The 24988-nt window shown below is 73.3% G+C and carries 25 protein-coding genes; 19 read left to right on the top strand and 6 right to left on the bottom strand.

Annotated features, from left to right (window positions below; translation table 11 throughout):
* The first annotated feature begins 37 nt into the window (after nucleotides 1-37).
* Nucleotides 38-925, top strand: coding sequence for a winged helix-turn-helix transcriptional regulator (locus ACQPZK_RS15780; protein ID WP_433539011.1), 888 nt, complete (start codon nucleotides 38-40; stop codon nucleotides 923-925).
* 40 nt (nucleotides 926-965) lie between these two features.
* Here the strand turns inward: ACQPZK_RS15780 and ACQPZK_RS15775 are convergent, their stop codons facing one another.
* Complete coding sequence (locus ACQPZK_RS15775; RefSeq protein ID WP_433539010.1) at nucleotides 966-2336, bottom strand: glycosyl hydrolase family 18 protein; 1371 nt, start codon at nucleotides 2334-2336, stop codon at nucleotides 966-968.
* A 204-nt stretch (nucleotides 2337-2540) separates the two neighbouring features.
* Between ACQPZK_RS15775 and ACQPZK_RS15770 the strand changes: the two genes are divergently transcribed.
* From ACQPZK_RS15770 to ACQPZK_RS15760, 3 genes are all read left to right on the top strand, one after another.
* A complete protein-coding gene (locus tag ACQPZK_RS15770; protein ID WP_433539009.1) occupies nucleotides 2541-3650 on the top strand; it encodes a M24 family metallopeptidase in 1110 nt (369 codons plus the stop codon).
* Nucleotides 3647-4789, top strand: coding sequence for an acyl-CoA dehydrogenase family protein (locus ACQPZK_RS15765; RefSeq protein ID WP_433539008.1), 1143 nt, complete (start codon nucleotides 3647-3649; stop codon nucleotides 4787-4789). The genes ACQPZK_RS15770 and ACQPZK_RS15765 overlap by 4 nt, the downstream gene beginning before the upstream one ends.
* Nucleotides 4790-4856: 67 nt before the next feature.
* Entirely contained in the window at nucleotides 4857-5363 is a 507-nt protein-coding gene (locus ACQPZK_RS15760) for an Lrp/AsnC family transcriptional regulator (RefSeq protein WP_433539007.1), read from the top strand.
* On the opposite strand, the gene ACQPZK_RS15755 is transcribed toward ACQPZK_RS15760, so the two are convergent.
* Complete coding sequence (locus ACQPZK_RS15755; protein ID WP_433539006.1) at nucleotides 5293-5904, bottom strand: histidine phosphatase family protein; 612 nt, start codon at nucleotides 5902-5904, stop codon at nucleotides 5293-5295. The genes ACQPZK_RS15760 and ACQPZK_RS15755 overlap by 71 nt on opposite strands.
* A gap of 156 nt (nucleotides 5905-6060) precedes the next feature.
* Between ACQPZK_RS15755 and ACQPZK_RS15750 the strand changes: the two genes are divergently transcribed.
* The 5 genes from ACQPZK_RS15750 to ACQPZK_RS15730 all read left to right on the top strand — a co-directional run bounded on the left by ACQPZK_RS15750 (nucleotide 6061) and on the right by ACQPZK_RS15730 (nucleotide 9097).
* A complete protein-coding gene (locus ACQPZK_RS15750; protein ID WP_433539005.1) occupies nucleotides 6061-6255 on the top strand; it encodes a CsbD family protein in 195 nt (64 codons plus the stop codon).
* Nucleotides 6256-6329: 74 nt separating this feature from the next.
* Nucleotides 6330-6671 carry a YnfA family protein gene (locus ACQPZK_RS15745; protein ID WP_433539004.1) on the top strand — a complete coding sequence of 114 codons (342 nt, stop codon included), beginning with the start codon at nucleotides 6330-6332 and terminating at the stop codon, nucleotides 6669-6671.
* A gap of 421 nt (nucleotides 6672-7092) precedes the next feature.
* Entirely contained in the window at nucleotides 7093-7770 is a 678-nt protein-coding gene (locus ACQPZK_RS15740) for a polysaccharide deacetylase family protein (protein ID WP_433539003.1), read from the top strand.
* 89 nt (nucleotides 7771-7859) lie between these two features.
* On the top strand, nucleotides 7860-8414 hold the full coding sequence (locus ACQPZK_RS15735) for a sigma-70 family RNA polymerase sigma factor (protein WP_433539002.1): 555 nt from the start codon (nucleotides 7860-7862) through the stop codon (nucleotides 8412-8414).
* Entirely contained in the window at nucleotides 8411-9097 is a 687-nt protein-coding gene (locus ACQPZK_RS15730) for a hypothetical protein (protein WP_433539001.1), read from the top strand. The genes ACQPZK_RS15735 and ACQPZK_RS15730 overlap by 4 nt, the downstream gene beginning before the upstream one ends.
* Before the next feature lie 46 nt (nucleotides 9098-9143).
* On the opposite strand, the gene ACQPZK_RS15725 is transcribed toward ACQPZK_RS15730, so the two are convergent.
* Nucleotides 9144-10535 carry a KamA family radical SAM protein gene (locus tag ACQPZK_RS15725; RefSeq protein ID WP_433539000.1) on the bottom strand — a complete coding sequence of 464 codons (1392 nt, stop codon included), beginning with the start codon at nucleotides 10533-10535 and terminating at the stop codon, nucleotides 9144-9146.
* A 153-nt stretch (nucleotides 10536-10688) separates the two neighbouring features.
* On the opposite strand from ACQPZK_RS15725, the gene ACQPZK_RS15720 reads away from it, so the two are divergent.
* The 9 genes from ACQPZK_RS15720 (at nucleotide 10689) to ACQPZK_RS15680 (ending at nucleotide 21068) form a co-directional block, all read left to right on the top strand.
* The gene (locus ACQPZK_RS15720) at nucleotides 10689-11738 is read left to right on the top strand and encodes a zinc-binding alcohol dehydrogenase (RefSeq protein ID WP_433539229.1); all 1050 of its coding nucleotides are present in this window, start codon (nucleotides 10689-10691) and stop codon (nucleotides 11736-11738) included.
* Between the two features lie 4 nt (nucleotides 11739-11742).
* Nucleotides 11743-13308, top strand: a complete 1566-nt coding sequence (locus ACQPZK_RS15715) for an amidohydrolase (RefSeq protein ID WP_433538999.1) — start codon at nucleotides 11743-11745, stop codon at nucleotides 13306-13308.
* Between the two features lie 22 nt (nucleotides 13309-13330).
* Nucleotides 13331-14890: a lysine 5,6-aminomutase subunit alpha gene (locus ACQPZK_RS15710; protein ID WP_433538998.1), complete on the top strand. Its 1560-nt coding sequence runs from the start codon at nucleotides 13331-13333 to the stop codon at nucleotides 14888-14890.
* Nucleotides 14891-15009: 119 nt separating this feature from the next.
* Nucleotides 15010-15711, top strand: a complete 702-nt coding sequence (locus ACQPZK_RS15705; protein WP_433539228.1) for an OAM dimerization domain-containing protein — start codon at nucleotides 15010-15012, stop codon at nucleotides 15709-15711.
* Nucleotides 15708-16103 (top strand): hotdog domain-containing protein, encoded by a 396-nt coding sequence (locus ACQPZK_RS15700; protein WP_433538997.1) that lies wholly within the window; start codon nucleotides 15708-15710, stop codon nucleotides 16101-16103. The genes ACQPZK_RS15705 and ACQPZK_RS15700 overlap by 4 nt, the downstream gene beginning before the upstream one ends.
* Entirely contained in the window at nucleotides 16100-17431 is a 1332-nt protein-coding gene (locus tag ACQPZK_RS15695) for a glutamate mutase L (protein ID WP_433538996.1), read from the top strand. The genes ACQPZK_RS15700 and ACQPZK_RS15695 overlap by 4 nt, the downstream gene beginning before the upstream one ends.
* 595 nt (nucleotides 17432-18026) lie before the next feature.
* The gene (gene lnt / locus ACQPZK_RS15690; RefSeq protein ID WP_433539227.1) at nucleotides 18027-19637 is read left to right on the top strand and encodes an apolipoprotein N-acyltransferase; all 1611 of its coding nucleotides are present in this window, start codon (nucleotides 18027-18029) and stop codon (nucleotides 19635-19637) included.
* A 55-nt stretch (nucleotides 19638-19692) separates the two neighbouring features.
* Nucleotides 19693-20481: a polyprenol monophosphomannose synthase gene (locus tag ACQPZK_RS15685; RefSeq protein WP_433539226.1), complete on the top strand. Its 789-nt coding sequence runs from the start codon at nucleotides 19693-19695 to the stop codon at nucleotides 20479-20481.
* Nucleotides 20482-20543: 62 nt separating this feature from the next.
* The gene (locus tag ACQPZK_RS15680) at nucleotides 20544-21068 is read left to right on the top strand and encodes an FxsA family protein (RefSeq protein ID WP_433538995.1); all 525 of its coding nucleotides are present in this window, start codon (nucleotides 20544-20546) and stop codon (nucleotides 21066-21068) included.
* A gap of 61 nt (nucleotides 21069-21129) precedes the next feature.
* Here the strand turns inward: ACQPZK_RS15680 and ACQPZK_RS15675 are convergent, their stop codons facing one another.
* The 3 genes from ACQPZK_RS15675 to ACQPZK_RS15665 form a co-directional block, all read right to left on the bottom strand.
* Nucleotides 21130-21471: an RNA polymerase-binding protein RbpA gene (locus ACQPZK_RS15675; RefSeq protein WP_046564157.1), complete on the bottom strand. Its 342-nt coding sequence runs from the start codon at nucleotides 21469-21471 to the stop codon at nucleotides 21130-21132.
* A 218-nt stretch (nucleotides 21472-21689) separates the two neighbouring features.
* Nucleotides 21690-22874, bottom strand: coding sequence for a hypothetical protein (locus ACQPZK_RS15670; protein ID WP_433538994.1), 1185 nt, complete (start codon nucleotides 22872-22874; stop codon nucleotides 21690-21692).
* A 26-nt stretch (nucleotides 22875-22900) separates the two neighbouring features.
* Nucleotides 22901-24250: an MFS transporter gene (locus ACQPZK_RS15665; RefSeq protein ID WP_433538993.1), complete on the bottom strand. Its 1350-nt coding sequence runs from the start codon at nucleotides 24248-24250 to the stop codon at nucleotides 22901-22903.
* A 57-nt stretch (nucleotides 24251-24307) separates the two neighbouring features.
* Here ACQPZK_RS15665 and ACQPZK_RS15660 point away from each other — a divergent pair, with 57 nt between their 5' ends.
* The gene (locus ACQPZK_RS15660; RefSeq protein WP_433538992.1) at nucleotides 24308-24952 is read left to right on the top strand and encodes a TetR/AcrR family transcriptional regulator; all 645 of its coding nucleotides are present in this window, start codon (nucleotides 24308-24310) and stop codon (nucleotides 24950-24952) included.
* The last annotated feature ends 36 nt before the right edge of the window (nucleotides 24953-24988 follow it).

The following is a 24988-nucleotide window of genomic DNA, read 5'->3' as shown; positions in this document are numbered from 1 at the left end:
CGGACTATAGTCGGGTCAGGACTGAGGGAGGAAGCGGGTGCGACGGGAGGATCTCGCCGACGCGGACTGCGGCATCGCGCAGGCGCTCGGTGTGCTGGGGGACTGGTGGACGTTCCTCATCGTGCGCGACGTCGCCGGCGGCACGACCCGCTTCGACGCGCTCCAGCGCGAGCTGGGCGTCAGCCGACGGGCGCTGACCGAACGCCTGGCCGCGCTGGTGGAGCACGGCGTTCTCGAACGTCGCCCGTACTCCGCGCACCCGCCACGGCACGACTATCTGCTCACCGCGCGGGGCGAAGGACTGCTGCCGGTGCTGATCGCCCTACAGGACTGGGGAACGAGGCATCTGATGGGGGACGGGAAACTGACGGCGACCGCCGACGACGCCTCCGCCGAGGCGCGACGGGTGCAGCACCTCGTCGGGCGGCGACTGCCCGAGGTCGTCCTGCCCGGGCCGGACGGACGGCCGGTCCCGGTGGCCTCGCCGGACGCCTGGAGCGTCCTCTACCTCTTCCCGGGCGCGTACGCGCCCGGCGTGAACGCCTATCCGCCCGGGTGGGCCGACATCCCGGGCGCGCGGGGCTGCACCCTGGAGTCGACCACCTACGCCGACCGGTATCCGCGGTTCCGGGACCTGGGGGTGCGGGTGTACGGCGTCAGCACCCAACGACCGGACCAGCTCGCCGACTTCACCGCGTACGCCGGGTTGCCGTTTCCGCTGCTGTCCGACGAGGACGGCCGGCTCGCCGCCGGTCTGCTGCTGCCCACCTTCCGGGCCGGCGGCGTGACCCGGTTCAAGCGACTGACGATGCTTGTCGATCCGACGTCGGTGGTGCGGGCGGTGCAGTTCCCGGTCACCGATCCGGCCGGGTCGGTCGACGAGATGCTGGCCCTGGCCCGCGACCACGCGACGATCCCCGGCTGACGCGGGGGCGTCAACCGGGGATCGAGGCGTACGGGTCGGGTCAGGCCGGGAGCGTCCAGCGCTGGTTGGCGCCGGCGAAGCACTCCCAGATCTGCAGGCGGGTGCCGTCGGCCGAGGTGTTGTCGGTGACGTCGAGGCACTTGTTCGACTGCGGGTTGCGCAGCGTGCCGTTGGACTGCGCCTGCCACACCTGCGCGCCGCTGCCGTTGCAGTCGTACATCTGCACCTTCGCGCCGTTGGCGGTGGAGCCGCTGGTGATGTCGGCGCACTTGCCGAGGGCCCGCAGCGTGCCGTCGGTGGCCACGGTCCAGGTCTGCGCGTTGGTGCCGTTGCAGGTGTAGAGCTGAACGGCGGCGCCGTTGGCGGTGCTCGCGGCCGCCACGTCGACGCACTTGCCGCCGAGCCCGGTGATCCGGCCGGTACGACCCGACGGCGGCGGGGTGGTGCCGCCCATGATGGTGTCGTACATGGCGCTCACCAGCGAGGTGGAGCCGGTGGTGTCCTGCGACAGCTCCCAGTTCATCACGCCGCCGGCATTGGCCAGGGCCCACTGCGTCTTGCGCTTGACGGTGGGGATGCCGTTGTAGCACTGCTGCGCGCCGCCGGCCGTGGTGCAGTCCCGGTTGGCGTTGGCCGGGTCCAGGGCGACGAGCGCCGAGTACGTGTAGTAGCCGGGACGGCTGTAGAAGGGGATGCCGAGGACGGCCTTGCTGGCCGGCAGTCCACGGGACTTCCACAGGTTGATGCTGTTGATCGACCAGTCGTAGTTGGAGTGCGGGCTACCGCCGTCGTACGCCATGATGTTCAGCCAGTCGACCTGGCTGAACACGGCGGTCGGCACACCGTCGAGGTAGTAGCCCTCGGAGACGACGGCCGCGGTGAGCAGCTTGCCGCGGCTGTGCATCGCGCTGCCGAGCTGGGTCATGAGCTGGGTGTAGTTGTTGGCCGAGGCGCCCGGGTCGGGGTACTCCCAGTCCATGTCGACGCCGTCGAGGTTGTACTGGTTGACGAAGTTGACCAGGTTGTTGACGAACGCCGTGCGGCTGCCGGAGTTGGCCGCGAGGGCTTCGAAGGCCGAGTCGTTGCCGTCGTTCCAGCCGCCGACGGCGATGGAGACCTTGACGTTGTTGGCGTGCGCCTGGGAGACGAGCGAGGAGAGTTTGCTCGGGTTCTCCACGGCGCGCAGGCTGCCGTCGTTGTTGGGCAGCACGAAGGCGTAGTTGATGTGGGTCAGCTTGTTGTACTGGATCGTGTTGACGTTGCCCGCCCACGAGGGCATGTAGCCCACGCTCTTGAAACCGTTCGGCAGCACCACGGCCTGCGCGGCGGTGGGCACGAGGGTGACAGTGGCGGCGGCGGTGGCCAGGGCGAGCAGACCGGCGCTGAGGGCGCGGCGCAGTGGTGAGGACATGGGGGCCTTCCCGTGGGCGGGGGACGACACCCGCCCACGCAGGGTTTCGCGGGCGGGACGTGTGGGGGACGCAGGAACGGGTGGCCTCGAGGTGGCCAAATCTTAAAGAGTGTTAACTGTCAGAGTCAATCAACGCCGGTGGATTTCCGTTCGCGGGGCGTACGCGACTTCTGGCGGTCCCCAAACGACCGTTAAGCTGACGGGGTGGGAATCGACGAGCTGTACCCGCCGGACCGGCTGGTCGCCGCGCAGCGCGCCACCGCCGCCGCCGGCCTGGACGCGCTGCTGCTCACCCCCGGCTCCGACCTGCGCTACCTGACCGGCTACGACGCCCACGCGGGGGAGCGGCTGACCTGCCTGGTGCTGCCCGCCGAGGGCGAACCCACGCTCGTGGTGCCCCGACTGGAACGTCCGGCCGCCGAGGCGGCGGTCACCACCGGTCTGCGCGTCGTCGACCACCCCGACGGCTCCGATCCGTACCCCCTGGTCGTCGCCGCCCTCGACGGCCCGGCGGCGGCGGTCGGGCTCGCCGACCGGATGTGGGCCGAGCAGGTCCTCGCCCTGCGTGCGGCGCTGCCCGGCGCCGCGCAGCGGCTCGCCGGCGAGGTGCTGCGCGAGCTGCGGATCCGCAAGTCTCCGGCGGAGGTCGCGGCGCTCGCCGAGGCCGGCGCGGCGATCGACGAGGTGCACCTGCGCATGGGCGAGTGGCTGCGACCCGGGCGCACCGAGGCGGAGGTGGCCACCGACATCGCCGCGGCGATCCGCGCCGCCGGGCACGTCAGCGTCGACTTCGTCATCGTGGCCGCCGGCCCCAACGGGGCGAGCCCGCACCACGGCACCTCGGACCGGCCGATCGGCGTCGGCGAGCCGGTGGTGGTCGACATCGGCGGCACCATGCCGACGGGGTACCGCTCGGACTGCACCCGCACGTACGTGGCGGGCGGGCCCGCGCCGGCCGAGTTCGTGGACTACTACGCGGTGCTGGACGCCGCCCAGCGCGCGGCGGTGGCGGCGGTCCGGCCCGGCCTCACCGCGGCGGCGGCCGACGCGGCGGCCCGGGCGCCCATCACGGCCGCCGGATACGGTGACGCGTTCCTGCACCGCACCGGGCACGGGATCGGCCTGGACGGTCACGAGGAGCCCTACCTGGTGGCCGGGAACGACCGGCCGCTGGAGGCGGGCATGGCGTTCTCCATCGAACCGGGCATCTACCTGGCGGGCCGGCACGGCGCCCGCATCGAGGACATCGTCGTCTGCACGACGGACGGCGTGCAACGGCTCAACATCACCCCCACGGAGCTCATCGCGCTATGACTGTCGACCGGATCCTCCCCACCGACGAGGCCCACGACCTGCTGGACCTCGCCACCGAGCTGGCCGACCGCGAGCTGGCGCCCAAGGCCGCCGGCTTCGAGGAACGCGCCGAGTTCCCCCGCGAGGTACTGCGCACGATCGGCCGCGCCGGCCTGCTCGGCCTGCCCTACGCCGAGGAGGACGGCGGCGCGGCACAGCCGTACGAGGTGTACCTCCAGGTGCTGGAGATCCTGGCCAGCCGGTGGCTCGCGGTCGCCGAGGCGGTCAGCGTGCACACCCTGAGCTGCTACCCGGTGGCCGCGTTCGGCACCGACGAGCAGCGCAAGTTGCTGCCGGACATGCTCGGCGGCGAACTGCTCGGCGCGTACTGCCTCTCCGAGCCGCAGGGTGGCTCGGACGCGGCGTCGCTGAGCACCCGGGCCGTCCGCGACGGCGACGCGTACGTCGTCTCCGGCACCAAGGCGTGGATCACGCACGCCCACAGCGCCGACTTCTACAACGTGTTCTGCCGCACCGGTGGGCCCGGTCCGAAGGGCATCTCCTGCCTGGTGGCTGACGCGGGTAACCCCGGCATCGCGCCGCAGGCGGCGGAGCGGACCATGGGGCTGCGCTCCTCGCCGGTGGCGCAGATCGTCTTCGACGAGGCACGGGTGCCGGCGGACCGGCTGGTCGGTGGCGAGGGCGCCGGATTCGCCATCGCGATGTCCGCGCTGGACTCGGGGCGGCTCGGTATCGCGGCCTGCGCGGTCGGGCTCGCCCAGGGGGCGCTGGACTACGCGGTCGGCTACGCGCGGGAGCGGCAGCAGTTCGGCCGGTCCATCATCGACTTCCAGGGCCTGGGCTTCCTGCTCGCCGACGCGGCGACCCAGATCTCCGCCGCCCGCGCGTTGACCCTGGCGGCGGCGCGGCTGCGCGACGCCGGGCGACCGTACTCGATCGAGGCGGCGAAGGCGAAGCTGTTCGCCACCGACATGGCCATGCGGGTGACCACCGACGCCGTGCAGGTGCTCGGCGGGGCCGGCTACGTGGCCGACCACCCGGTGGAGCGGTACCTGCGCGAGGCGAAGGTGCTGCAGATCGTGGAGGGCACCAACCAGATCCAGCGACTGGTGATCTCCCGGGCGCTGGCCCGGAGCTGACCGGGCCCGGGGCGGCGCGGCGGGTTCCGCGTCGCCGTCGCGCCGATTTCCCGGTAGGTTGCTCGCCGTGGAGGAGATCGACCGCGCCATCGTCGCCGCACTGACCAGTGACGGCCGCCTGTCGTACACCGACCTGGCCGAGCGGGTGGGACTGTCGGTGTCCGCCGTGCACCAGCGGGTGCGGCGGCTGGAGCAACGCGGCGTCGTCAAGGGGTACGCGGCCCGGGTCTCCTTCGAGGCGCTGGACCTGCCGTTGACCGCGTTCGTGGCGATCCGGCCGTTCGACCCGTCGCAGCCGGACGACGCGCCGGAGCGGCTGGCCCACCTGCCCGAGATCGACTCGTGCTACTCGGTGGCGGGGGAGGACTTCTACCTGCTGCTGGTCCGGGTGGCAAGTCCGACCGACCTGGAGCGGGTCCTGCAGGAGATCCGCACCTCGGCGAACGTGACGACCCGGACGACGGTGGTGCTGTCCACGCCGTACGAGAACCGTCCGCCGAAGATCAGTGCCGGGGCGCCTGGTCGGTCGCGGTCCCGGGCGCCGGAGGAGCCGGCTGGTTCCACCGCAGGATGACCTGCCGGCCGTGCTCGTGACCGAGCGCGCTGACCGTGGCGGTGTCCAGGCGCAGTCGTCCTCCGGCGGACGGTGGCAGCCCGATCCAGCGGGCGCCCAGCACCCGCAGGCTGTGCGCGTGTCCGACGAGGGCCACGGTGCCGCGGTCGAGCAGCGGGGTGACGCGGGCCAGCACGCGGTCCAGGCGCTCGCCCACCTCGGCGGGTGACTCCCCGCCGGGGCAGCCGTCGGTCCAGATGTTCCAGTGCGGGTCGTCGTCGTGGATGTCGACGGTGGTGCGGCCCTCGTACTCGCCGTAGTTCCACTCGCTGAGGTCCTCGTCGACGGCGTCGACGGTGAGCCCGGCGAGCTGTGCGGTGCGCAGCGCCCGGGAGCGGGGACTGGCCAGGACGGTGGCGAAGCGCCGGCCGGCGAGGAACGCCGCGAGGGTGCGGGCCTGTCGCTCGCCGTCGGGGGTCAGCTCCAGGTCGGTGTACGAGGTGTGCCGCAGGCTGGCGCTCCAGGTGGTCTCGCCGTGCCGGATCAGCAGGAGCTCTCCCATGCGGCCAGTTAACCACCGTGGCGGCAGGGCCCGGGCCAGCCTCCCTCAACCTATCTTCCTAGGATGCCTTAGCGGTTGTGCCGACCGGCACTGCCGGTTTCGGCACCGGGAGACCGGGCATGCAAGCGGAGACAACCGCCAGACCGAGGAGGCGCGATGAGCTTCACCGAGAAGGCAAAGAACAAGGTCGAGCAGATGGCCGGCGCCGCGAAGGAGCGGGTCGGCGACATGACCGACAATGAGTCGATGCGTGGTGACGGCGCGAGCCAGAAGGGCGACGCGCGCGCCAAGCAGGCCGGTCAGAACATGAAGGACGCGGGTCGCAACGTGAAGGACGCCTTCAACAAGTGACCTGAGCGGTGATGGGGTCCCCGAGCAGATGCTGCTCGGGGACCCCATGCGTGCGGACCGTTAGGGTCGGCGGCGTGACTGTGCTTCGTTCGCTGGTGTTGTTCGCGCTGGCTGCCCTGGCCGAGATCGGGGGCGCCTGGCTGGTCTGGCAGGGCTGGCGTGAGCAGCGCGGCCTGTGGTGGATCGCGGCCGGTGTGGTCGCCCTGGGCTGTTACGGCTTCGTGGCCACGTTCCAGCCGGACCCGAACTTCGGCCGCATCCTGGCCGCGTACGGTGGGGTGTTCGTGGCCGGCTCGCTGGGCTGGGCGATGGTGGTGGACGGTTTCCGCCCGGACCGCTGGGACGTGACCGGCGCGGCGCTCTGCCTGCTGGGCGTAGCGATCATCATGTACGCCCCCCGCACCCCCACGCCGTAGCCCGCCTCCCAGTGCGCCGATCTTGCACTTTCGGTTATCGGAACAGGTGGAATACCCCTTATGCCGCAACAGAAAGTGCAAGATCGGCGCATGCTGGGCGGGGCGGTGAGACGTACTCGCTTCTGCGATGATGCGGCGCGTGATCGGACCCCGGCTTCGCCTCTTCTGGTGTGGCGTACTGGTTGTGGCGGCCTCTCTTGGCGTTGGTGGGTGTGCGGCGTCTCGGGTGCCGCCGCCGGAGCGGCCGGTGTTCGTCGGCTCGCCCGCCACGCCCTCGCCCTCGGCGTCGGCGTCGCTGGTGGCCGGAAATGTCGCACCGACGGGTTCCCCGACGGCCGCGGTTGCCCGGCCCACCGTTCCGGCGGCAGCCATAACGGGGACTCCGACACCGGGAGCTCCGAGCGTCCCCGGGGCGTCCACGGTGGGGACCAGGGCGCCGGTGGTCGACCACGGGCCACGGATCGGCAACCGGGTCGCGCTGACGTTCGACGCGGACATGACCGACGGCATGCTGGCCAACCTGCGCAGCGGCAAGGTGCGGTCGTACGCCAACCTGCGGATCCTCGACCTGCTGGAGCGGGAGCAGGTGCCGGCCACGTTCTTCCTGACCGGCAAGTGGGTGCGGCGGTACCCGGAGGTGACGCGGCGGATCGCCGGCAATCCGCGCTTCGAGTTGGCCAACCACACCTATGGGCACGCGGCCTTCACGGCGGACTGTTACGACCTGCCCCGGCTGCCGGTCGACGAGCTGGCCGCCGATGTGGCGAAGACGTTCGAGGTGATCGCGCCGTACGGGGGTCGGCAGACGCGGTACTTCCGTTTTCCGGGGTTGTGTCACGATGCGGCGGCGTTGGACGCGTTGGCGCCGTTGGGTGTGACGGTGGTGGACGGGGACGTGGTGAGCGGTGATCCGTTCGCGAAGGCGTGGAAGCCGTTGGTGCGGGCCGTGCTGGACCAGGTCCGTCCCGGTTCGGTGGTGATCATGCATGTGACCGAGGCGAACGCGGCGATGACCGATGAGGCGTTGCCGCACATTCTCGCCGGGTTACGCGAGCGGGGGTTGACGCCGGCGCCGTTGTCGGAGGTCCTGGCCGGCTGAGGCCGGCACGGCTCTGGTCCTCCGGCCGTGGGTACGGGTCGAACGGCAGGTGGTCGCCGCCGTCCGGCCGTGTGCCGATGAGGGTGGGTGTGCAGCGCCTGGCGGTGGCCGATGCGTCTCTCCAAGTGGAAGCACTGACGGGAGCGGGCGTGTCGTTCGAGGATTTCGTGGCGGGGTATGGGCGGTCGCTGGTGCGTCTGGCGTTCGTTCTGAGCGGCGACCGGCAGCTGGCGGAGGATCTTGCCCAGACGGTGCTGGCGGATGCGTACCGGCACTGGAGGCGGGTGCGCGCGGCGGCGGACCCGGAGGCGTATGTGCGCCGCATGCTGGTGAACGCTCATCTGAGCTGGCGTCGTCGGCGTTGGACGACGGAGCGGCCCGCCGATCTGCGCCAGGAGGTTGGCGCGACGGTGGCGGACCCGGCGGACGCGGTCGCCGTACGGGACGAGATGCGGGTGCTGTTGAGCCGGCTCGCTCCGCGTGCTCGCACGGTGCTTGTGCTGCGGTACTACGCCGATCTGGACGATGCGGCGATCGCGGTGGCGATGGGGGTCAGCGAGAGCTCGGTGCGGGCGACCGCCTCGCGTGCCCTGGCGAGCCTGCGCGGACCCGCGGCCGTGAACGCACAGAGGGAGGCCCGATGAACCAGTCGACCGAGCGCGAGTTGCGCGAGTTGTTCGCCGCCGAGGCCGCCGGGGCGCCCGACGAGGTGGCCGTGGCCGCTGCGGCGGTGCGCAGGGTCCACCGTCGGCGTCGGAGTCGGAGCCTGCTGGTGGTGGCGGCCACGGCGGCGGTGGTCGCTGCGGCGGGCGTGTACGGCGTCTACCGGCCGGACGCGACGCCGCAGGTACAGCCGCTGATCATCTCCTCGTCGGCGTCGGCGGCGGGTCTGCCGGCCGGTGTCGAGCCGGGCGATCCGCTCGCGTTCGGTGCGGCGCAGTGCGTGAAGGGGTATTCACCGGAGACGCTCGCCGAGCAGGCGTTCGCCTTCGACGGCACGGTGATCGGTATCGGGCCGGCGCGTACCGGGCGTGGCACGCATCCGCCCGAGGATCTGCGATCGGTGACCTTCCAGGTGCATGCCTGGTTCAGGGGTGGCTCCGCCGGCACGACCGTGGTGGACATGTCACCGCCGACCGCAGCGGCCGGGACGGGCGATGTCACGTTCGAGCATGCCCCCGCCTATCAGGTCGGCACCCGGTTGCTCGTGTCCGGTACGCCGCGCTGGGGTGGCGCGCCGCTCGCCGACGCGATCGCGTGGGGCTGCGGTTTCACCCGCTACTACAGCCTTCCGGTGGCGGCCGAATGGGCCACCGCGACGAGATGAACGGCCGACGGCGACACCCCCCGGGAGGGTGTCGCCGTCGGTGGGGTCAGTCGTCGCGGTGGTCGGTCCACCACTGCTGGCCGTCGGCGGGCAGGGTGTCGATCGGGTCGTAGTAGGCGTAGCGCTTGTTGAGCGCCTCCAGGTCGGCGGACTCGATGGAGGTGCGGTAGTTCTTGGTCCAGTAGGAGATGCCGCGCTCGCGGTCGTAGTCGGTGAGCATGTGCACCCAGCGCTTGCCGACGAAGGGGACGTCGCAGACGATCCGCGGGGTGGCGTAGCCGGGCAGGTAGCCCATGATGTCGTGCTGGAGTTGCTGGGCGTGCCAGACGGGGACGCGCCAGTGCTCGGCGTTGGGGATCATGTCGCACATGTAGAAGTAGTACGGCAGGATGCCCGCTTCGCCCTGGAGGGCGAAGCAGAGGTCGAGCAGGTCGGCGTTCGTGGCGTTGACGCCGCGCATGAGGACGCCCTGGTTGCGGACGTCGCGTACGCCGACGTCGAGGGCGGTCTGGGCGGCCTTGGCGACCAGTGGGGTGAGCGACTGGGCGTGGTTGACGTGGGTGTGGATGGCGAGGTTGACGCCGCGGCGGGCGGCGGTGCGGGCGACCCGTTCGAGGCCTTCGACGACGTCGGGTTGGAGCCAGTGTTGGGGGAGGCCCATGAGGGCCTTGGTGGCGAGTCGGATGTCGCGGACGGTTTCGATGTCGAGCAGCCGCATGAGGTACGACTCGAGGTTGCGCCAGGGGACGTTGGCGACGTCGCCGCCGGAGACGACGACGTCGCGTACGCCGGGGTGGGCCTTGAGGTAGGCGATGTGGGCGTCGTACCGGTCGACGGGCTTGAGGGTGAGCTTGAGTTTGTCGACGGCGGGGGTGGAGTTGCCGACGAGGTCCATGCGGGTGCAGTGCCCGCAGTACTGCGGGCAGGTGGAGAGCAGTTCGGCGAGGACCTTGGTGGGGTAGCGGTGGGTGAGGCCTTCGGCGACCCACATGTCGTGTTCGTGGAGGCTGTCGCGGCTGGCGTAGGGGTGTGAGGGCCAGTCGGTGCGCCGGTCGGAGGCCACCGGGATCATGTAGCGGCGGATCGGGTCGGCGAGGAACGCCTCGGTGGTCATCGGCTCGTGCGGCACCATCGTGTTGATCATTTGTGGCGGCACCAGCATGGACATGGTGGCCAGGGCCTTCTGGTCGGCCTCGAGGTCGGCGTAGAAGGTTTCGTCGACGGTGTCGCCGAGGACGGCGCGGAGCTGCTTGATGTTCTTGACGCAGTTGACCCGCTGCCACTGGGCGCTCTCCCACTGGTCGCGGGTGACGTGTCGCCAGCCGGGGAAGCGGGTCCAGTCGGGTTCGACCAGGGGGCGGCGGTGGTATTCGTACGGCTGCCCGGCGGTCGGGGTGGCGACCGGGGCGTGACGGGGTTGGGGGATGGTCTGGGTCACGGCCCCTCCTCGGTGGTGCGGCTGATCATCGAAGCTCGAAGGCTACTGGAAAATATTCGGCAAAGAAATTAGTCTGCCGTAAGTTTTCCCGTCACGCGAGCCCTGGCCGGGGCTTCGGGCGGCTGGGCAGGGGAGGTCGGCGTGACGTCACCGGTGGGACTGCACCGCGTCGTGCAACCGGCGGGGGTGCTGCCGCAGGCGGCGTGGCGCCTGGACGCGTCGAGGGAGATCGCGCCGAACGAGGTGCGGATCCGGGTGCAGCGCCTGAACCTGGACGCGGCGAGCTTCCGGCAGTTGTCGGAGAAGCACGGCGGGAACGGTGACGCGGTACGCGCCGAGGTGCTGGAGATCATCTCCGCGCGGGGCAAGATGCAGAACCCGGTGACCGGGTCGGGTGGGATGTTGATCGGCGTCGTCGAGGAGGCCGGTCGGCGTTCCCCGCTGGGGCTCAAGGCGGGTGAGCGGGTGGCCACACTGGTGTCGTTGACGCTGACGCCGCTGGTGATCACGGACGGTCTGGCCCGTTGGGACGGGCGCAGCGAGCAGGTGCCCTGTGACGGGTGGGCGATCCTGTTCGCGCGGTCGATCGCGGCGGCGCTGCCGGAGGACGAGGATCCGCAGCTGTCCCTCGCCGTGCTCGACGTGTGCGGGGCGCCGGCGCTGACCGCCCGGGTGGTGTCGCGCTACGTCGAGGACCGTCAACGGGCCGGTGATCCGACGCCGGTGAGCGTGGCCGTGATCGGTGGCGCGGGCAAGAGCGGGTCGCTGTCCCTGGCCGCGGCGCGACGTGCGGGCGCCGCCCGTACCGTCGGGGTGGTTCCGGTGGCGGCGGAGCGCGACGCGCTGACGGCGGCCGGGCTGGCGTCGGTGGTGGCGGTGGCCGACGCCCGGGACCCGGTGGGGCTGTCCACGGCGGTGACCACGGCGTTGGGTACGCCGGCGGACGTGACGGTGGTCTGCGTGGACGTGCCGGGTTGTGAGCACGGGGCGGTCCTGGCGACCGCGGACGGCGGCACGGTGATCTTTTTCTCGATGGCGACGAGCTTCTCGGCGGCGGCGTTAGGCGCCGAGGGGTTGGCGGCGGACGTGACGATGCTGGTGGGCAACGGGTACGTGCCGGGGCACGCGGAGTTGGCGTTGGGGTTGCTGCGTGCCGAGCCGGGGGTGCGTCGGCTTTTCGCGGCGCGGATCGCGGCAGACTGAGGTCATGACGAACCCCTCGACGTTGTACCGCGGCGGCGTGTTGCACTGTCCGGCCGATCCGAGCGCGACCGCGCTGCTGGTGTCCGGTGGGCGGATCACCTGGTTGGGCACCGACGGTGACGCGCCGTCGGCGGACCGGGTGGTGGACCTGGACGGGGCGCTGGTGACGCCGGCGTTCGTGGACGCGCACGTGCACGCCACGGACACCGGGTTGGCGTTGTCCGGGCTGGAGTTGTCCGGGGTGCGTTCGGCCGGGCAGTTGCTGGACGCGGTGGCGGGTTTCGCGGCGGGTCTGCCGGCGGACGCGGTGGTGCTGGGGCACGGTTGGGACGAGTCGGGTTGGTCGGACGCGACGCTGCCGGACGCGGCGGCGTTGGACCGGGCCGCCGGTGGTCGGCGGGTGTACCTGTCGCAGGCGTCGATCCACTCGGCGTTGGTGTCGTCGGCGCTGCTGGCGGCGTGCCCGGAGGCGGTGGACGCGGCCGGCTACGACGTGTCGGGGTGGTTGCGGCGCGACGCGCACCACGTGGTGCGGGCGGCGGCGCAGGGGTCGGTGACGCGTTCGCAGCGGGTGGCGGCGCAGCGGGTGGCGCTCGCGCACGCGGCGTCGCTGGGTGTCGCGGCGGTGCACGAGTGCGGCGGTCCGGAGATCTCCGACGAGGAGGACTTCACGGGCCTGCTGGGCATCTCGGGCGCGGGGGTGCCGGAGGTGTACGGGTACTGGGGTGAGCTGGGCGGCGCGGCGCGGGCCCGGGAGTTGGGCGCGGTGGGCGCTGGTGGGGACCTGTTCGCCGACGGGGCGTTGGGGTCGCGCACGGCGCACGTGTCGCAGCCGTACGGCGACGGCGACGGGTGTGGTCACGGCTATCTGACGGTCGAGCAGGTGCGTGATCACCTGGTGGACTGCGCGGCGCACGGCCTGCAGGGCGGGTTCCACGCGATCGGCGACGCGGCGATCGGCACGGTCCTGGACGGGTTCGCGGCGGCGGCGACGACGCTGGGCGTGGAGCGGCTGCGGGCGGCGCGGCACCGCGTCGAGCACGCCGAGATCATGAGCCGGCGGATGATCGCGCGGTTCGTGGAGTACGGGATCGTGGCGAGCATGCAGCCGGCGTTCGACCGGCTGTGGGGTGGTGCGGGGCGGATGTACGAGGCGCGCCTGGGCCTGGCCCGGTCGTTGGAGTCGAACCCGATGGGCGCGATGCACTCGGTGGGTGTGGCGTTGGCGTTCGGGTCGGATTCGCCGGTGACGCCGCTGGACCCGTGGGGGTCGGTGCGGGCAGCGGCGGCGCATCACAACCCGGCGCAGCGGATGAGTGTGCGGGCCGCGTTCGCGGCGCACACCCGCGGCGGGTGGCGGGCGGTGCACCTGGACACCGAGGGGGTGCTGGCGTTGGGCGCGCCGGCGACGTTCGCGGTGTGGTCGACGCCGGCCGGCGTGGAGCGGGGCCTGCCGGTGCTGCTGGCCGAGGATCCGGACCTGCGCGGCCCGGACGACCCGACGCCGCTGCCGGTGTGCCGGCGGCTGGTGCTGCGCGGCGAGGTCATCTACGAGGAAGGGTCGTCGTGAGCGAACAGATGAGCGGTGTGGCGTGACCGGAAAGCTTGATCTTGATCCGGTGTTGGTGGCGCGGGCGCGGGAGTTGGCGCGACGGGCCGGGCAGCCGGTGGTCGACCTGGCGCGCAGCCACACGACGGTGTCGGTGGAGCGGGCGGTGCTGCGCCTCGCCGGGGTGGCGGGCGCCGACCCGGACGGCATTCCGTGGGTGAACCGGCTCGTCGACGCGGTCGTCGCGGACGTCGGCCTGGGCCACGGGGTGGCGGCGCCGGTGTTCGACGCCCTCGTGCGCGAGGGCAGCGCCGACGTGACGTTACTGGCCCAGAAGGCCGCCGCCGGGTCGGTGCGGTTCGACGTGCCGTCGGGGCGGGCGGCCACGGCCGCCCGGTCCGCGGCCCGCAGGGCCGTGGGCGCGGGCATCCGGCGGATCGACCGGCGGCGCGCCGAGCGGGACCGGCTCGTCAAGCGGCACGGCGACCCGGCGCAGCGGCCGTGGATCTACCTGATCGTGGCGACCGGGGACATCTACGAGGACATTCCGCAGGCGCAGGCGGCGGCGCGGGCCGGCGCGGACGTCATCGCGGTGATCCGGTCGACGGGCCAGTCGTTGCTGGACTACGTGCCCGAGGGCGCGACGCGCGAGGGGTTCGCCGGCACGTACGCCACGCAGGAGAACTTCCGCCTGATGCGGGCGGCGCTCGACGAGTCGTCGAAGGAGCTGGGCCGCTATGTGCGGCTGACGAACTACGCGTCGGGTCTGTGCATGCCGGAGATGGCGACCCTGGCCGGCCTGGAACGCCTCGACATGATGCTCAACGACTCGATGTACGGGATCCTGTTCCGCGACATCAACCCGGTGCGCACGTTCGTCGACCAGCGGTTCTCCCGGCAGGTCCACGCCCGGGCGGGGATCATCATCAACACCGGTGAGGACAACTACCTGACCACCGCCGACGCCGTCGACGAGGCGCACACGGTGACGGTGTCGCAGCTGCTCAACGAGTTCTTCGCCCACGAGGCGGGCCTGGCGGACTGGCAGTTGGGCCTGGGCCACGCCTTCGAGATCAACCCGGAGGTGCCGGAGTCGTTCCGGCTGGAGCTGGCGCACGCCCTGCTGGCGCGCGAGTTGTTCCCCGACGCGCCGCTGAAGTGGATGCCGCCGACCAAGCACATGACCGGCGACGTGTTCCGGGGCAACCTGCTCGACGGGTTCTTCAACCTGGCCGGGACACTGACCGGTCAGGGCATCCTGCTGGTGGGGATGATGACCGAGGCGGTGGTGACGCCGTGGCTGTCCGACCGGGACATCGCCCTGCAGAACGTGCGGTACGTCCTCGGCGCGGCCGGCGGGCTGCACGAGGACTTCGTACCGGCGGAGGGCGGGTTCATCCGTCGCCGCGCCAACCAGGTGCTCGGTGAGGCCCTGGACCTGCTGGAGCGCATCGGGGAGCAGACGCTGCTCACCGCCATCGCCGAGGGCACGTTCGGGATCATGAAGCGGCCCGCGGACCGGGGCAAGGGCCTCGACGGGGTCGCCGCGCACGAGGCCGACTACTACAACCCGGCCACGCAGATCCTGGAGGCGGCGGCGTGAGCGAGCGTAGCGAGCGAACCGGCCAGCACAGCAGTCCCGCGCGCACGCCGCCGCCGCTTCGCGCCGGCGGCGTGCGCAGGACGATCGTGCGCCCGTACGGGGACACCACCGGCGACGGCATGGTGCAGGTGTCGTTCACCCTGCCGGTGCCGCACGACAAGCGGGCCGAGGGCGCGGCGGTGCAGTTGGCCACCAGGATGGGCATCGACCCGGCGATGGTGGTGCACGCCAAACCCATGGGCGACGGGTTCACGTTCTTCGTCGTGTACGGGCGGGTCAACCACCTGGTCGACCTGGACGCCGTGCAGGTGGTGGAGCGGGACTTCCCGCTGCTGTCGGCCAAGGACGTCAACACGGTGGTCAAGCAGCGGCTGCGGCGCAAGCTGTCCGTGGTCGGCGCGTGCATCGGCACCGACGCGCACACCGTGGGCATCGACGCGATCCTCAACGTCAAGGGCATCGCGGGGGAGAAGGGCCTGGAGTACTACCGGGAGCTGAAGGTCACCAACCTGGGCGCGCAGGTCAGCGTCCCGGAGCTGGTCGAGGCGGCCCGGCGCGAGCGCGCCGACGCGGTGCTCGTCTCGCAGGTCGTCACCCAACGCGACGCGCACCTGCACAACACGCGGGAGATGTCGGCGGCGTTCCGGGAGGCCATGCCGGCGGGCAAGCGGCCCCTGCTGATCGTCGGCGGTCCCCGCTTCGACGAGACGATGACCGACGAGCTGGGCGTCGACCGGATCTTCGGCCGGGGCACCACGCCGGGCGAGGTGGCCAGCTACCTGGTGCACGCCCTGATCACACAACGGAAGGCGGACGGATGAGCGACGACGCGCGGCTCGGATTGACGGTGACGCACCGGCGGTACGTGCCGTACGCGCACGCCCACTACGCCGGGAACCTCGTCGACGGGGCGTACGCCCTGGGGCTGTTCGGTGACGTCGCCACCGAGGTGTGCATCCGCACCGACGGCGACGAGGGCCTGTTCGCCGGGTACGCCGACGTGCGGTTCACCGCGCCGATCCGCGCCGGTGACGTGGTCGAGGTGACGGCGCGCGTGACGCGGGTGGGCAGCCGCAGCCGCACCCTGGAGCTGAGCTGCGCCGTGGTGTGCCGGGGCCGCCCGGACCGTTCCGAGTCCGCCGCCGACGTCCTCGACCCGCCGATCGTCGCGGTCACCGCGACCGGCACCGTGGTCGTACCCGCGGTCTCGTGACCCTCGCGGTCTGCGCGGACGTCGGCTCCACGTACACCAAGGCGGCCGTGGTGGACCTGGCCGCCGGTGTCCTCGTCGGCGCGGCGGCCGCGCCCACCACGGTGGGCAGCGACGTGCTGCGCGGCCTGGACGCCGCGGTCACGGCGGCCACCGCCGGGCTCGGGCTGCGCGACGTGCCGTGGTACGTCTGCTCGTCCGCCGGCGGAGGGCTGCGGCTGGCCGTCATCGGCTACGAGGCCCTCGTCACCGCGCAGGCGGGCCGGCGGGTCGGGTTGTCCGCCGGGGCGCACGTGGTGCACACGGCCGCCGGGCGGCTCGACGCGGCGGCCCTGGCGGCGCTGCGGGCGGCCCGGCCGGACGTGGTGCTGCTGGTGGGGGGCACCGACGGCGGCGACGCCGACACGATCCGCCACAACGCGACCCGGCTGGCCCGCGCCCGCTGGCGCACACCGCTCGTCGTGGCCGGCAACGCCGACGTGCGCGCCGAGCTGATCGCGCTGTTGGAGGGCGCCGGGGTACCGGTGAGCGGCGCGGACAACGTGCTGCCGCGCATCGGGGTCCTCGCGCCGGCGTCGGCGCGGGCGGCGATCCGGGCGGTGTTCCTGCGGCACGTCATCGGTGGTAAACGACTGTCCCGGGGCACCCGTTTCGCGCGGCTGGTACGGGCGGCCACGCCCGACGCGGTGCTGACCGGGGTGGAGGTGCTGGCCGACACCATCGGCGGTGACCTGGCCGTCGTCGACGTGGGCGGGGCCACGACCGACGTGTACTCGGTGCTCACGCCCGACGAGCGGGCCACCGGGCCGGGCCGGGAGGTCGCCGGCAGCCTGTGGCGTGCCCGCACCGTGGAGGGTGACCTCGGCATGCGGTGGAGCGCGCCGGGCGTGGTCCGCGCCGCCGTCGAGGAGCGGCTGCTCGCCGACGCCGGCGACCTCGCCGACGCCGCCGCCCGGCGTGCGGCCGACCCGGCGTTCCTGGCCGTCGACGACGCCGAGCGGGCCGTGGACGCGCGGATCGCCACCCTGGCCGCGACGGTGGCGCTGCGCCGGCACGCCCGTGGCGCCGCCACCGGGGAGCGGGCCGGGCGGGATCTGCGGGACGTACGGCTGCTGGTGGGCTCCGGTGGGGTGCTGCGGCACGCGCCCGCGGACGCGTCCGGGCAGGTGCTGGCGGCCGTCCTGGCCGACCACGCGGGCGGGTGGGCCGTGCCGCGCGCCGCCCGCGCGGTCGTGGACGTCGACTACGTGCTGGCCGCCGCGGGGCTGCTCGCCGAGGAGCACCGAGCGGCGGCGCAGGCGCTGGTGCGCCACCATCTGTGCCCGCACTGAGACACACCGATCCGACACGCCGTGGCGCAACACACGACAGGCCGGGGTGGGTTGACAGGGGGCGGGGTGCAGCACGTACCGTCTTTGAGTCCTACCACGGGAAGCGGCTGTTGTTCGCTTCGTCCCTTCGTCCGCTGGCCGAGCGACATGTTTTCAGCGTCATCGTCGCGGCGGCCAGGTCCAGCGGGCGGGGGTCGGCGGGGCGGCGCGAACCGGCCGCGGTTACCGGTGTACGGGCAGGGTGAGGTGCACGGCCAGTAGACAACGGCCCGGCGGGGGCAGCCAGTCAACCGCCTGGTCGGTCCGAAGGTCGGCGTGCCCCATCCTCGCCCCACCGGCCGGGAAGGGCCTGGGAGCATCGGGGCGCGGCGCAAGCCGCGCCCCGATTTCATGAGCGCCCTCACCGTGACCACCCCCCATCACCGCGTCGATCTTGCGGTTTCTGTTGTCGAAACGGGCAGGAATGCCCCGTTCGTCGGCACAGAAAGTGCAAGATCGCGGAGCAGGGGTCGGGCGCGGGCGGAGCACGGGTCAGGCGCGGAGGGCGGCCGGGTAGCCTTCGGCGGGTGATCGAGGTGAAGCAGCGGTGACGACGCTGGACCGGGACGAGAGCCACGTCCCCACCGTGACCGGTGCGCCGGTCACCGCGGGTCGGCCGCTGCCGCTGCGCGTCGCCGCGCCGATGGCCGTGGTCGCCGGGTTGGCCCTGCTGCTGTCGTTCCCGCCGTACGGGGTGTGGCCGCTCGCGCCCGTCGGCGTGGCCCTGCTGGCCGCCGCCGCACACCGGCGACGGTTACGCGCCGGCGCCGGCCTGGGCTTCCTCACCGGGGTGGCGCTGTTCGCGCCGATGCTGGCCTGGACGAACCTGCACACCGGTTACCTGCCGTGGGTGCTGCTGTCGCTGTTGCAGGCCGGCTACCTGGCGCTGCTCGGCGCCGCCACCGCCTGGGTGTCGCCGCTGGCCGACCGGGGCCCGTGGCAGTGGCCGGCGCTGACCGGGCTGCTGTGGGTGGGGCAGGAGGCGCTGCGCGACCGTACCCCGTTCGGCGGTTTCCCGTGGGGTCGCCTCGCGTTCAGCCAGGACGACTCGCCCCTGCTGCGCCTGGCCGCACTCGGCGGCGCGCCGCTGGTCACCTTCGCCGTGGCCCTCGTAGGTGGCCTGCTCGTCGCCGCCGTCTGGCGGGGCTGGGCGGCCCGCCACGACGCCCGGCCCGAGTGGTGGCTGGCGGCGGTCGTGCCGGCCGCCGTCGTCGTGGCGGTGGGCGTGGTGAGCGTGCTGGTGCCCGTGGCCGCCGCGGGCGGCGGCGGGACCGTGACCGTCGCCATCGTGCAGGGCAACGTGCCGCGTCTCGGGCTGGACTTCAACGCCCAGCGCCAGGCCGTGCTCAACAACCACGTCGACGCCACCCTGGAGTTGGCCGCGCGGGTCGCCTCCGGCGCGCAGCGGCAGCCCGACCTGGTGGTGTGGCCGGAGAACTCCAGCGACATCGACCCGCTGCGCAACCCGGCCGCCGGGGCCCGCATCGCGCAGGCCGCCGACACCGTCCGCGCGCCCATCCTGGTCGGCGCGGTGCTGCTCGGACCCGGCCCCGGGCAGGTCCGCAACGCGGGCATCCTCTGGCGACCCGACACCGGCGCGGACATGACGCAGCTCTACACCAAACGGCATCCGGTGCCGTTCGCCGAGTACGTGCCGTTGCGGGACATCGCGCGCCAGGTCAGCGACAAGGTCGACCTGATCCGCAACGACTTCGTACCCGGCAGCACCCCGGGCGTGGTACGCGCCGGCCCGGTGACGCTCGGCGACGTGATCTGCTTCGAGGTCGCCTACGACGAGGTGGTCCGCGACACCGTCACCGGCGGCGCGCAACTGCTGGTGGTGCAGACCAACAACGCCACCTTCAACGAGGCGGAGGCGCGCCAACAGTTGGCCATGGTGCGGCTGCGGGCCGTCGAGCACGGCCGCCCGGCGCTGATGGCCTCCACGGTCGGCGTGTCCGGGTTCGTCGCCCCCGACGGGCGGGTAAGCGATGCCACCGGGTTCAACACCCGGGAGGTCGTGGTGCGGCAGCTACGGCTCGACAGCGGGCGCACCCTCGCCACCCGCCTCGGTTGGTGGCCGGAACTGGCCCTGGCCGGGCTGGCGGTGGCCGCCCTGGTCGGCGCGGGTGTGCTGCGCCGCCGCCAGCGCGTCGTGCCCGGATAGCAGCAGCCGGTACGCCGGCGGGAGCGGAGGAACCGTGGTCCAGGCGACCGATACGATCCGACGTCCGGACGAGGTGCCCGGCGTGGGTCGGGTCCTCGTGGTGATCCCCACCTACAACGAGGCCGACAACGTCGCGGCGATCGTCGGGCGGGTCCGCCGGGCCGCCCCCACGGTGAGCATCCTCATCGCCGACGACAACAGCCCCGACGGCACCGGCGCGATCGCCGACGCCCTCGCCGACGGCGACCCGCACGTGCAGGTGCTGCACCGCAGGGGCAAGGAAGGGCTCGGCGCCGCGTACCTGGCCGGGTTCGGGTGGGCGCGCGAGCACGGCTACCACGCCGTCGTGGAGATGGACGCCGACGGCTCCCACGCCCCGGAGGACCTGCCGGCGCTGCTGGAGGCCGCCCGCGACGCCGACGTGGTGATCGGGTCGCGGTGGACCAGCGGGGCACGGGTGGTGAACTGGCCGCTGCGGCGGCTGCTGCTGTCGCGCGGCGGCAACCTGTACGCGCGTCTCGCGCTGGGCATGCCCGTCTCGGACGCCACCGGCGGCTACCGGGTGTACCGCACCAGCGCCCTGGACGCCATCGACCTGGAGTCGGTGACCTCACAGGGGTACTCGTTCCAGGTGGAGCTGTCGCGGCTGGCGCACCGCGCCGGGGTGCGCATCGTGGAGGTGCCGATCACGTTCGCCGAGCGGGAACGCGGCGACAGCAAGATGAGCCCGCGCATCGTCGCCGAGGCGTTGTGGCGAATCACCGCGTGGGGCGTGCAGGACCGGCGGCAGGCCGTACGCCGCAGCCTGAACGGCACCCCCACCGGTCAGGTGCGGTGGCCGTGAGCGCGGCCGTGTCATGCTGGATGGGCGGTTCGTGTCGTGCCGCGGGATGGCGATGAGGTGAGATGCGCCGAGGACTGAGGTTCGTGCCGCTGGCCCTGCTGCTGGCGGTGGTGGTGGAGCTTGCGGTGTTCGTCGTCGTGGGCCGGGCGGTGGGGTTCGGCGCGGCGGTGTTGCTGGTGTTCGCCGCGTCCCTGCTGGGGCTGGTGCTGCTGCGCCGCGAGGGAATGCGCGCCTGGCGGGGGTTCCGCACGGCCGCTCAGGCCGGGCAGCCGCCGGGACGCCAGGTGACCGACGGGCTCGTCGGTCTGGCTGGCGCGCTGCTGCTGGCGATACCCGGACTGGTGAGCGGCCTGACCGGGCTGTTGCTGATGGTGCCGCCGGTGCGCCGGTTGGCCCGCGCCGGGGTGCAACGCGCCGCCGAGCGGCGGGTGTCGTCGATGGTCGCCGGTGACCTGTTCGGGCCGCGTACGGTCCGGGTGCGTCAGGGCGCGCCGCAGCCGCCACCACGTCCGCAGCCGGAGCAGCCGGTGGTCGTCGACGGTGGCCGGGCCATCGAGGGCGAGATCATCGAGCCGGGCCGCCACTGAACCCACGCACACGACGGCGCCCCCGGGGTAACCCCGGGGCGCCGTGTCGTACGGGTGCGGCTCAGGCGCGGCCGCGGCGGGTACGGACCTCCTGGAGCCGCTCGGCGAGGATGTCCTCGAGCTCGGCGATCGAACGCCGCTCCAGCAGCATGTCCCAGTGGGTACGCGGCGGCTTGGCCTTCTTCTGCTCCGGCTCGCTGCCGTCGACGAGTCGGGCGACGCTGCCGTCGAACTTGCACTCCCAGGTCGTCGGGACCTCGGCGTCGACGGCGAACGGCACCTCGAACTGGTGGCCCTTGGCGCAGAGGTACTCGCGGGTCTGACGCGGCGCGAGCTCCGTGTTGCGGTCGGATTCGTAGCTGACCGCGCCCAGCCGGCTTCCGCGCAGCATACGCTCGCCCATGATCGACTTCCCCTCGTTCGTGGTGCTGGTCTTCTGGGTGTAACGGCGCGTTCCCGTCGCCCCATTCCCGCCCGAGGGCGTGAGGCGTCCACGGGCGGGCCGGAACCAAGGGTAACCGGCCACGACCGGGACGCCACGGCGGTGGCGTGTCGTGACTGCCACCAGGGATGTTAGGGCGTACGAGGACTTCGACACACGCCCTAACCGCCCGAACGCGGTCAAGGTTGCGGTGACGTCGCCCCCGGGTCGGAAACGCCGGCGGCGGGGGCGGCCGCGCCGAGGCGGGCCAGCGCCAGCGCCAGGTCGCTGACCTGGTCACCGAGCTGCGCCACGCGCCGCTGGGCCACGTCCCGGTCGGCCTCGGCGGCGTCGAGCCGTACCGTCAGAGCGGTGAGCCGGCCCTCGGCGGTGGCCGCGGCCTGCCGGGCGGCGCTCAGCTCGGCGGCGAGGGTGTCCCGCTGCCCGGTCGCGGCGGTCAGCTCCGCGCGGAGCCGGGCGGCCAGCTCGGCGGCCTCCTGCCGGGCGCCGTCGGCCTCGGCGGCCACGGCCTGGGCGCGGTCACGGGCCCGTTCGGCCTGCTCCCGGGCCCGGGCGGCGTCCGCGGCCTCGGCGCGGGTCCGCGCGGCGTCGGCGCGGGCCTGGTCGATCTGCCGGCGTACGTCCTGCGCCTCGGCCTGCCACCGCGCGGCCCGCTCGCCCGCGTCGGCCGCGTCCCGGGTGGCCCGTTCGGCGTCGGCGCGCGCCGCGTCCCGCTCGACGGTCAGATCGGCCGCGCGCTGCCGCTCGGTGTCCCGCTCGGCCCGCAGATCACGGACCTCGACGCGGGCCTGGTCACGGTCGCGTTCGGCCTGCGTACGCAGCGCCTCGGCGGCGCTGACGTCGTGGCGGGCCTGGTCGCGGGCGGCCTCGGCCCGCTGGGCGCGCTCGTCGGCCGCGTCGGCGCGGTGCGCGGCGGCCTCGGCACGCCGTACCGCGTCGTCGGCCTCGGCGCGGGCCGTGCGGGCCTGCTCGCGGGCGCGCGCCGCGTCGGCCGACGCGGTCTCGGCGTCGTCGCGGGCCTCGTCGCGTTCGGTCTGGGCGGCCGCGACCTCGGTGGCGGCCTCCGCGCGGGCCTGCGCGAGCTGGCGCTGCACACCCACCGGGGACAGCTCGGCGTGCAGCGCCTCGGTCAACGTCTCGACGATCTGGTCGAGGCGGTCCACCGCCTCCCACGTGCGGGCCACCTGCCCGGGCAGGCCGGGGGCGTTGCGGTGGCGCATCCGACTGTTGCGCGAGGCGCGTTGGCAGGCGCCGTCGTTGTCGCGGCAGTAGCGGAACGGCCGGCCCGCGCCGACACGCTGCGGAACCGGCGCTCCACAGTGGGCGCACGGGCGGGTTTCGGCGGGGGTGAGCGGGGCGTCCATCGAGGGCGAAGTCTAGTGCCGACGGCTCAGGTCGCCGCCCGGGCCGTCGCGTCCAGGGTGTAGCGGCGTTGCAGCAGCAGGGCGGCGAGCATCGCCGCCGCCGGCAACAGGCCGAAGCCGTAGCGGACGGCCGCGAGCGCCGCGTCCGGCTGCGCCGGTGACTCACCGGCCGTCGACGCCACGAAACCGCCTGCCGCCAGGCAGAGGGCGTACGCGTAGGGGCCCAGGGCCGCGCCGGTGGCCTCGGTGGCCGTCCACACCCCGGTGTACGTACCGGCCCCGGTGGTACCGGCGGCCCGGATCACGTCCGGCAGCATCGAGAAGGGCAGCAGTTGCATGCCGGCGAACGCCACTCCGAGCACCGCCACCGCGCCGACCAGCACGGGCAGGCCGGCGGGGCGGCCCACCGCCAGCACCAGCGACCCGGCCGCGAACGCGCCCTGCGCGCCGAGCAGCGCCCGCTGCTTGCCGATCCGGCGGGCCAGCATCAGCCAGGCGGGGGTGACCAGCAGCGCCGGTGCGACGAACGCGGCCACCAGGACCGTGGTCATACCGGGGGCGCGCAGCTCGTACTCCGCGTAGTAGGGCACCCCGGCCAGGACCAGGTGGGTGGTGGTGGACATGGCCAGGTAGGCGGCGCCCAGCGGGCGGAACTGCTTGTCGCGCAGGGCGGTGCGCAGCGCCCGCCACCCGCCGTGGCTCGGCGCCGGGCTGCCCGACGCGACACCGCGCAGCCGGGCGATGCCGGCCACGCCGACGAGCATGGCGGCCAGCATCGCGACGGCCAGGACCACGCCCATGCGCTGGTAGCCGCCCCGGGTCGCGGCGTCGCCGCCGGTCAGCAGCGGGGCCAGCAGGCCGGAGGCGAGGATGCCGAGGGTCAGCACGACCATCCGGAACGCCATCAGCCGGGTGCGTTCGTCGTAGCCGATGCGCAGGTCGGCGGGAGTGGCCAGGTAGGGGACCTGGTAGGCGGCGAAGAGCAGATTGCCGGCGACGAAGGCCACCGCCACCCAGGCGGCGGCCGGCGCGCCGGTCAGGCCGCCGGGCACCGCGAACAGCGCGGCGAACGCGACCGGCAGGGCGCAGCCGATCAGCAGCAGCCGTCGCCGGTCGCCCCGGCGGGCCTGTTCGACGTCGGCGCGGTGCCCGACCCAGGGGTGCAGCAGCACGTCGGCGATCTTCGGCAGCAGCAGCGCCAGGCCGGCCAGCCACGGCCCGACGGCCAGCACGTCGGTGAGGAAGTAGAGCAGCAGCAGGCCGGGAACGGTCACCCAGATGCCCATGCCGAGGGAGCCGGTGGCGAACCCGGCCAGGGGGCCGCGGGGCAGCGTCGCGTCGGTGGCGGCCGCGGGCCGCCGGTCGAGCCCGGTCATCGCCGCATCCTCTCCGCAATCCAACAGTTGCTGGATTCTAGGGGGAGAATGGCGGCCATGACCATGCCCCGACGCCGTCCGGGTCGACCCCGGCGCGACGAGACCCGACCCACCCGCGAGGCGGTGCTCACCGCCGCGACCGCGCTGTTCGCCGAACGGGGCTTCGACGCCGTCGGGCTGCGGGAGGTCGCCGCCGCCGCCGGGGTCGACGTCGCCACGGTCGCCCACCACACGGGTACGAAGGCGGCGCTCTACGAGGCGTGCTTCGCGCGGGTGTTCGCCGTCGAGCGGCAGGTCCTCACCGAGGCCGCCGAGCGGGCCCGCACGGCCCTCGACGCGGGCCCGGACGCGGCGCGGCGGGCGTTGCACGACCTGGTCGACGTGTTCGTGGACTTCCTCCAGGACCACCCGGAGACCACCGCGCTGTGGCTGCGACGCTGGTTGGAGCCGCAGCGGCACGCCGAGCTGGACCAGCGCTACGCCGAGCCGCTCTACCGGCTGGTGGCGGAGCTGCTGACCGCCGCGTCGGCCGCCGGCGCGCTGGCCGAGCCGACCCCGCACATCACCGTCCGCAGCCTGGTCTGGGCTACTCACGGACACGTCGTGGCGTTGGCCGCGGGCGTGCCGGCGGCCCGGGAACGCCGCGAGTTCCGGGCGTTCGTGCACCGCTTCCTCACCGCGCTGTACGGGCCGACGGGTTGACGGGTCGCCGTCGCCCGACGATTATCCATCGGACGT

The organism is Micromonospora sp. CA-249363 (assembly GCF_050950185.1).
GTDB lineage: Bacteria > Actinomycetota > Actinomycetes > Mycobacteriales > Micromonosporaceae > Micromonospora.
The sequence above is the reverse complement of the archived record's forward strand: the minus strand, read 5'-3'. Positions and strand labels throughout refer to the sequence as shown.

Coding starts and splice junctions, on each gene's coding strand:
- ACQPZK_RS15775 (WP_433539010.1), bottom strand. CDS start 2,336: ATGTCCTCACCACTGCGCCGCGCCCTCAGCGCCGGTCTGCTCGCCCTG.
- ACQPZK_RS15765 (WP_433539008.1), top strand. CDS start 3,647: ATGACTGTCGACCGGATCCTCCCCACCGACGAGGCCCACGACCTGCTG.
- ACQPZK_RS15755 (WP_433539006.1), bottom strand. CDS start 5,904: ATGGGAGAGCTCCTGCTGATCCGGCACGGCGAGACCACCTGGAGCGCC.
- ACQPZK_RS15750 (WP_433539005.1), top strand. CDS start 6,061: ATGAGCTTCACCGAGAAGGCAAAGAACAAGGTCGAGCAGATGGCCGGC.
- ACQPZK_RS15730 (WP_433539001.1), top strand. CDS start 8,411: ATGAACCAGTCGACCGAGCGCGAGTTGCGCGAGTTGTTCGCCGCCGAG.
- ACQPZK_RS15715 (WP_433538999.1), top strand. CDS start 11,743: ATGACGAACCCCTCGACGTTGTACCGCGGCGGCGTGTTGCACTGTCCG.
- ACQPZK_RS15705 (WP_433539228.1), top strand. CDS start 15,010: ATGGTGCAGGTGTCGTTCACCCTGCCGGTGCCGCACGACAAGCGGGCC.
- ACQPZK_RS15700 (WP_433538997.1), top strand. CDS start 15,708: ATGAGCGACGACGCGCGGCTCGGATTGACGGTGACGCACCGGCGGTAC.
- ACQPZK_RS15680 (WP_433538995.1), top strand. CDS start 20,544: ATGCGCCGAGGACTGAGGTTCGTGCCGCTGGCCCTGCTGCTGGCGGTG.
- ACQPZK_RS15675 (WP_046564157.1), bottom strand. CDS start 21,471: ATGGGCGAGCGTATGCTGCGCGGAAGCCGGCTGGGCGCGGTCAGCTAC.
- ACQPZK_RS15670 (WP_433538994.1), bottom strand. CDS start 22,874: ATGGACGCCCCGCTCACCCCCGCCGAAACCCGCCCGTGCGCCCACTGT.
- ACQPZK_RS15665 (WP_433538993.1), bottom strand. CDS start 24,250: ATGACCGGGCTCGACCGGCGGCCCGCGGCCGCCACCGACGCGACGCTG.
- ACQPZK_RS15660 (WP_433538992.1), top strand. CDS start 24,308: ATGACCATGCCCCGACGCCGTCCGGGTCGACCCCGGCGCGACGAGACC.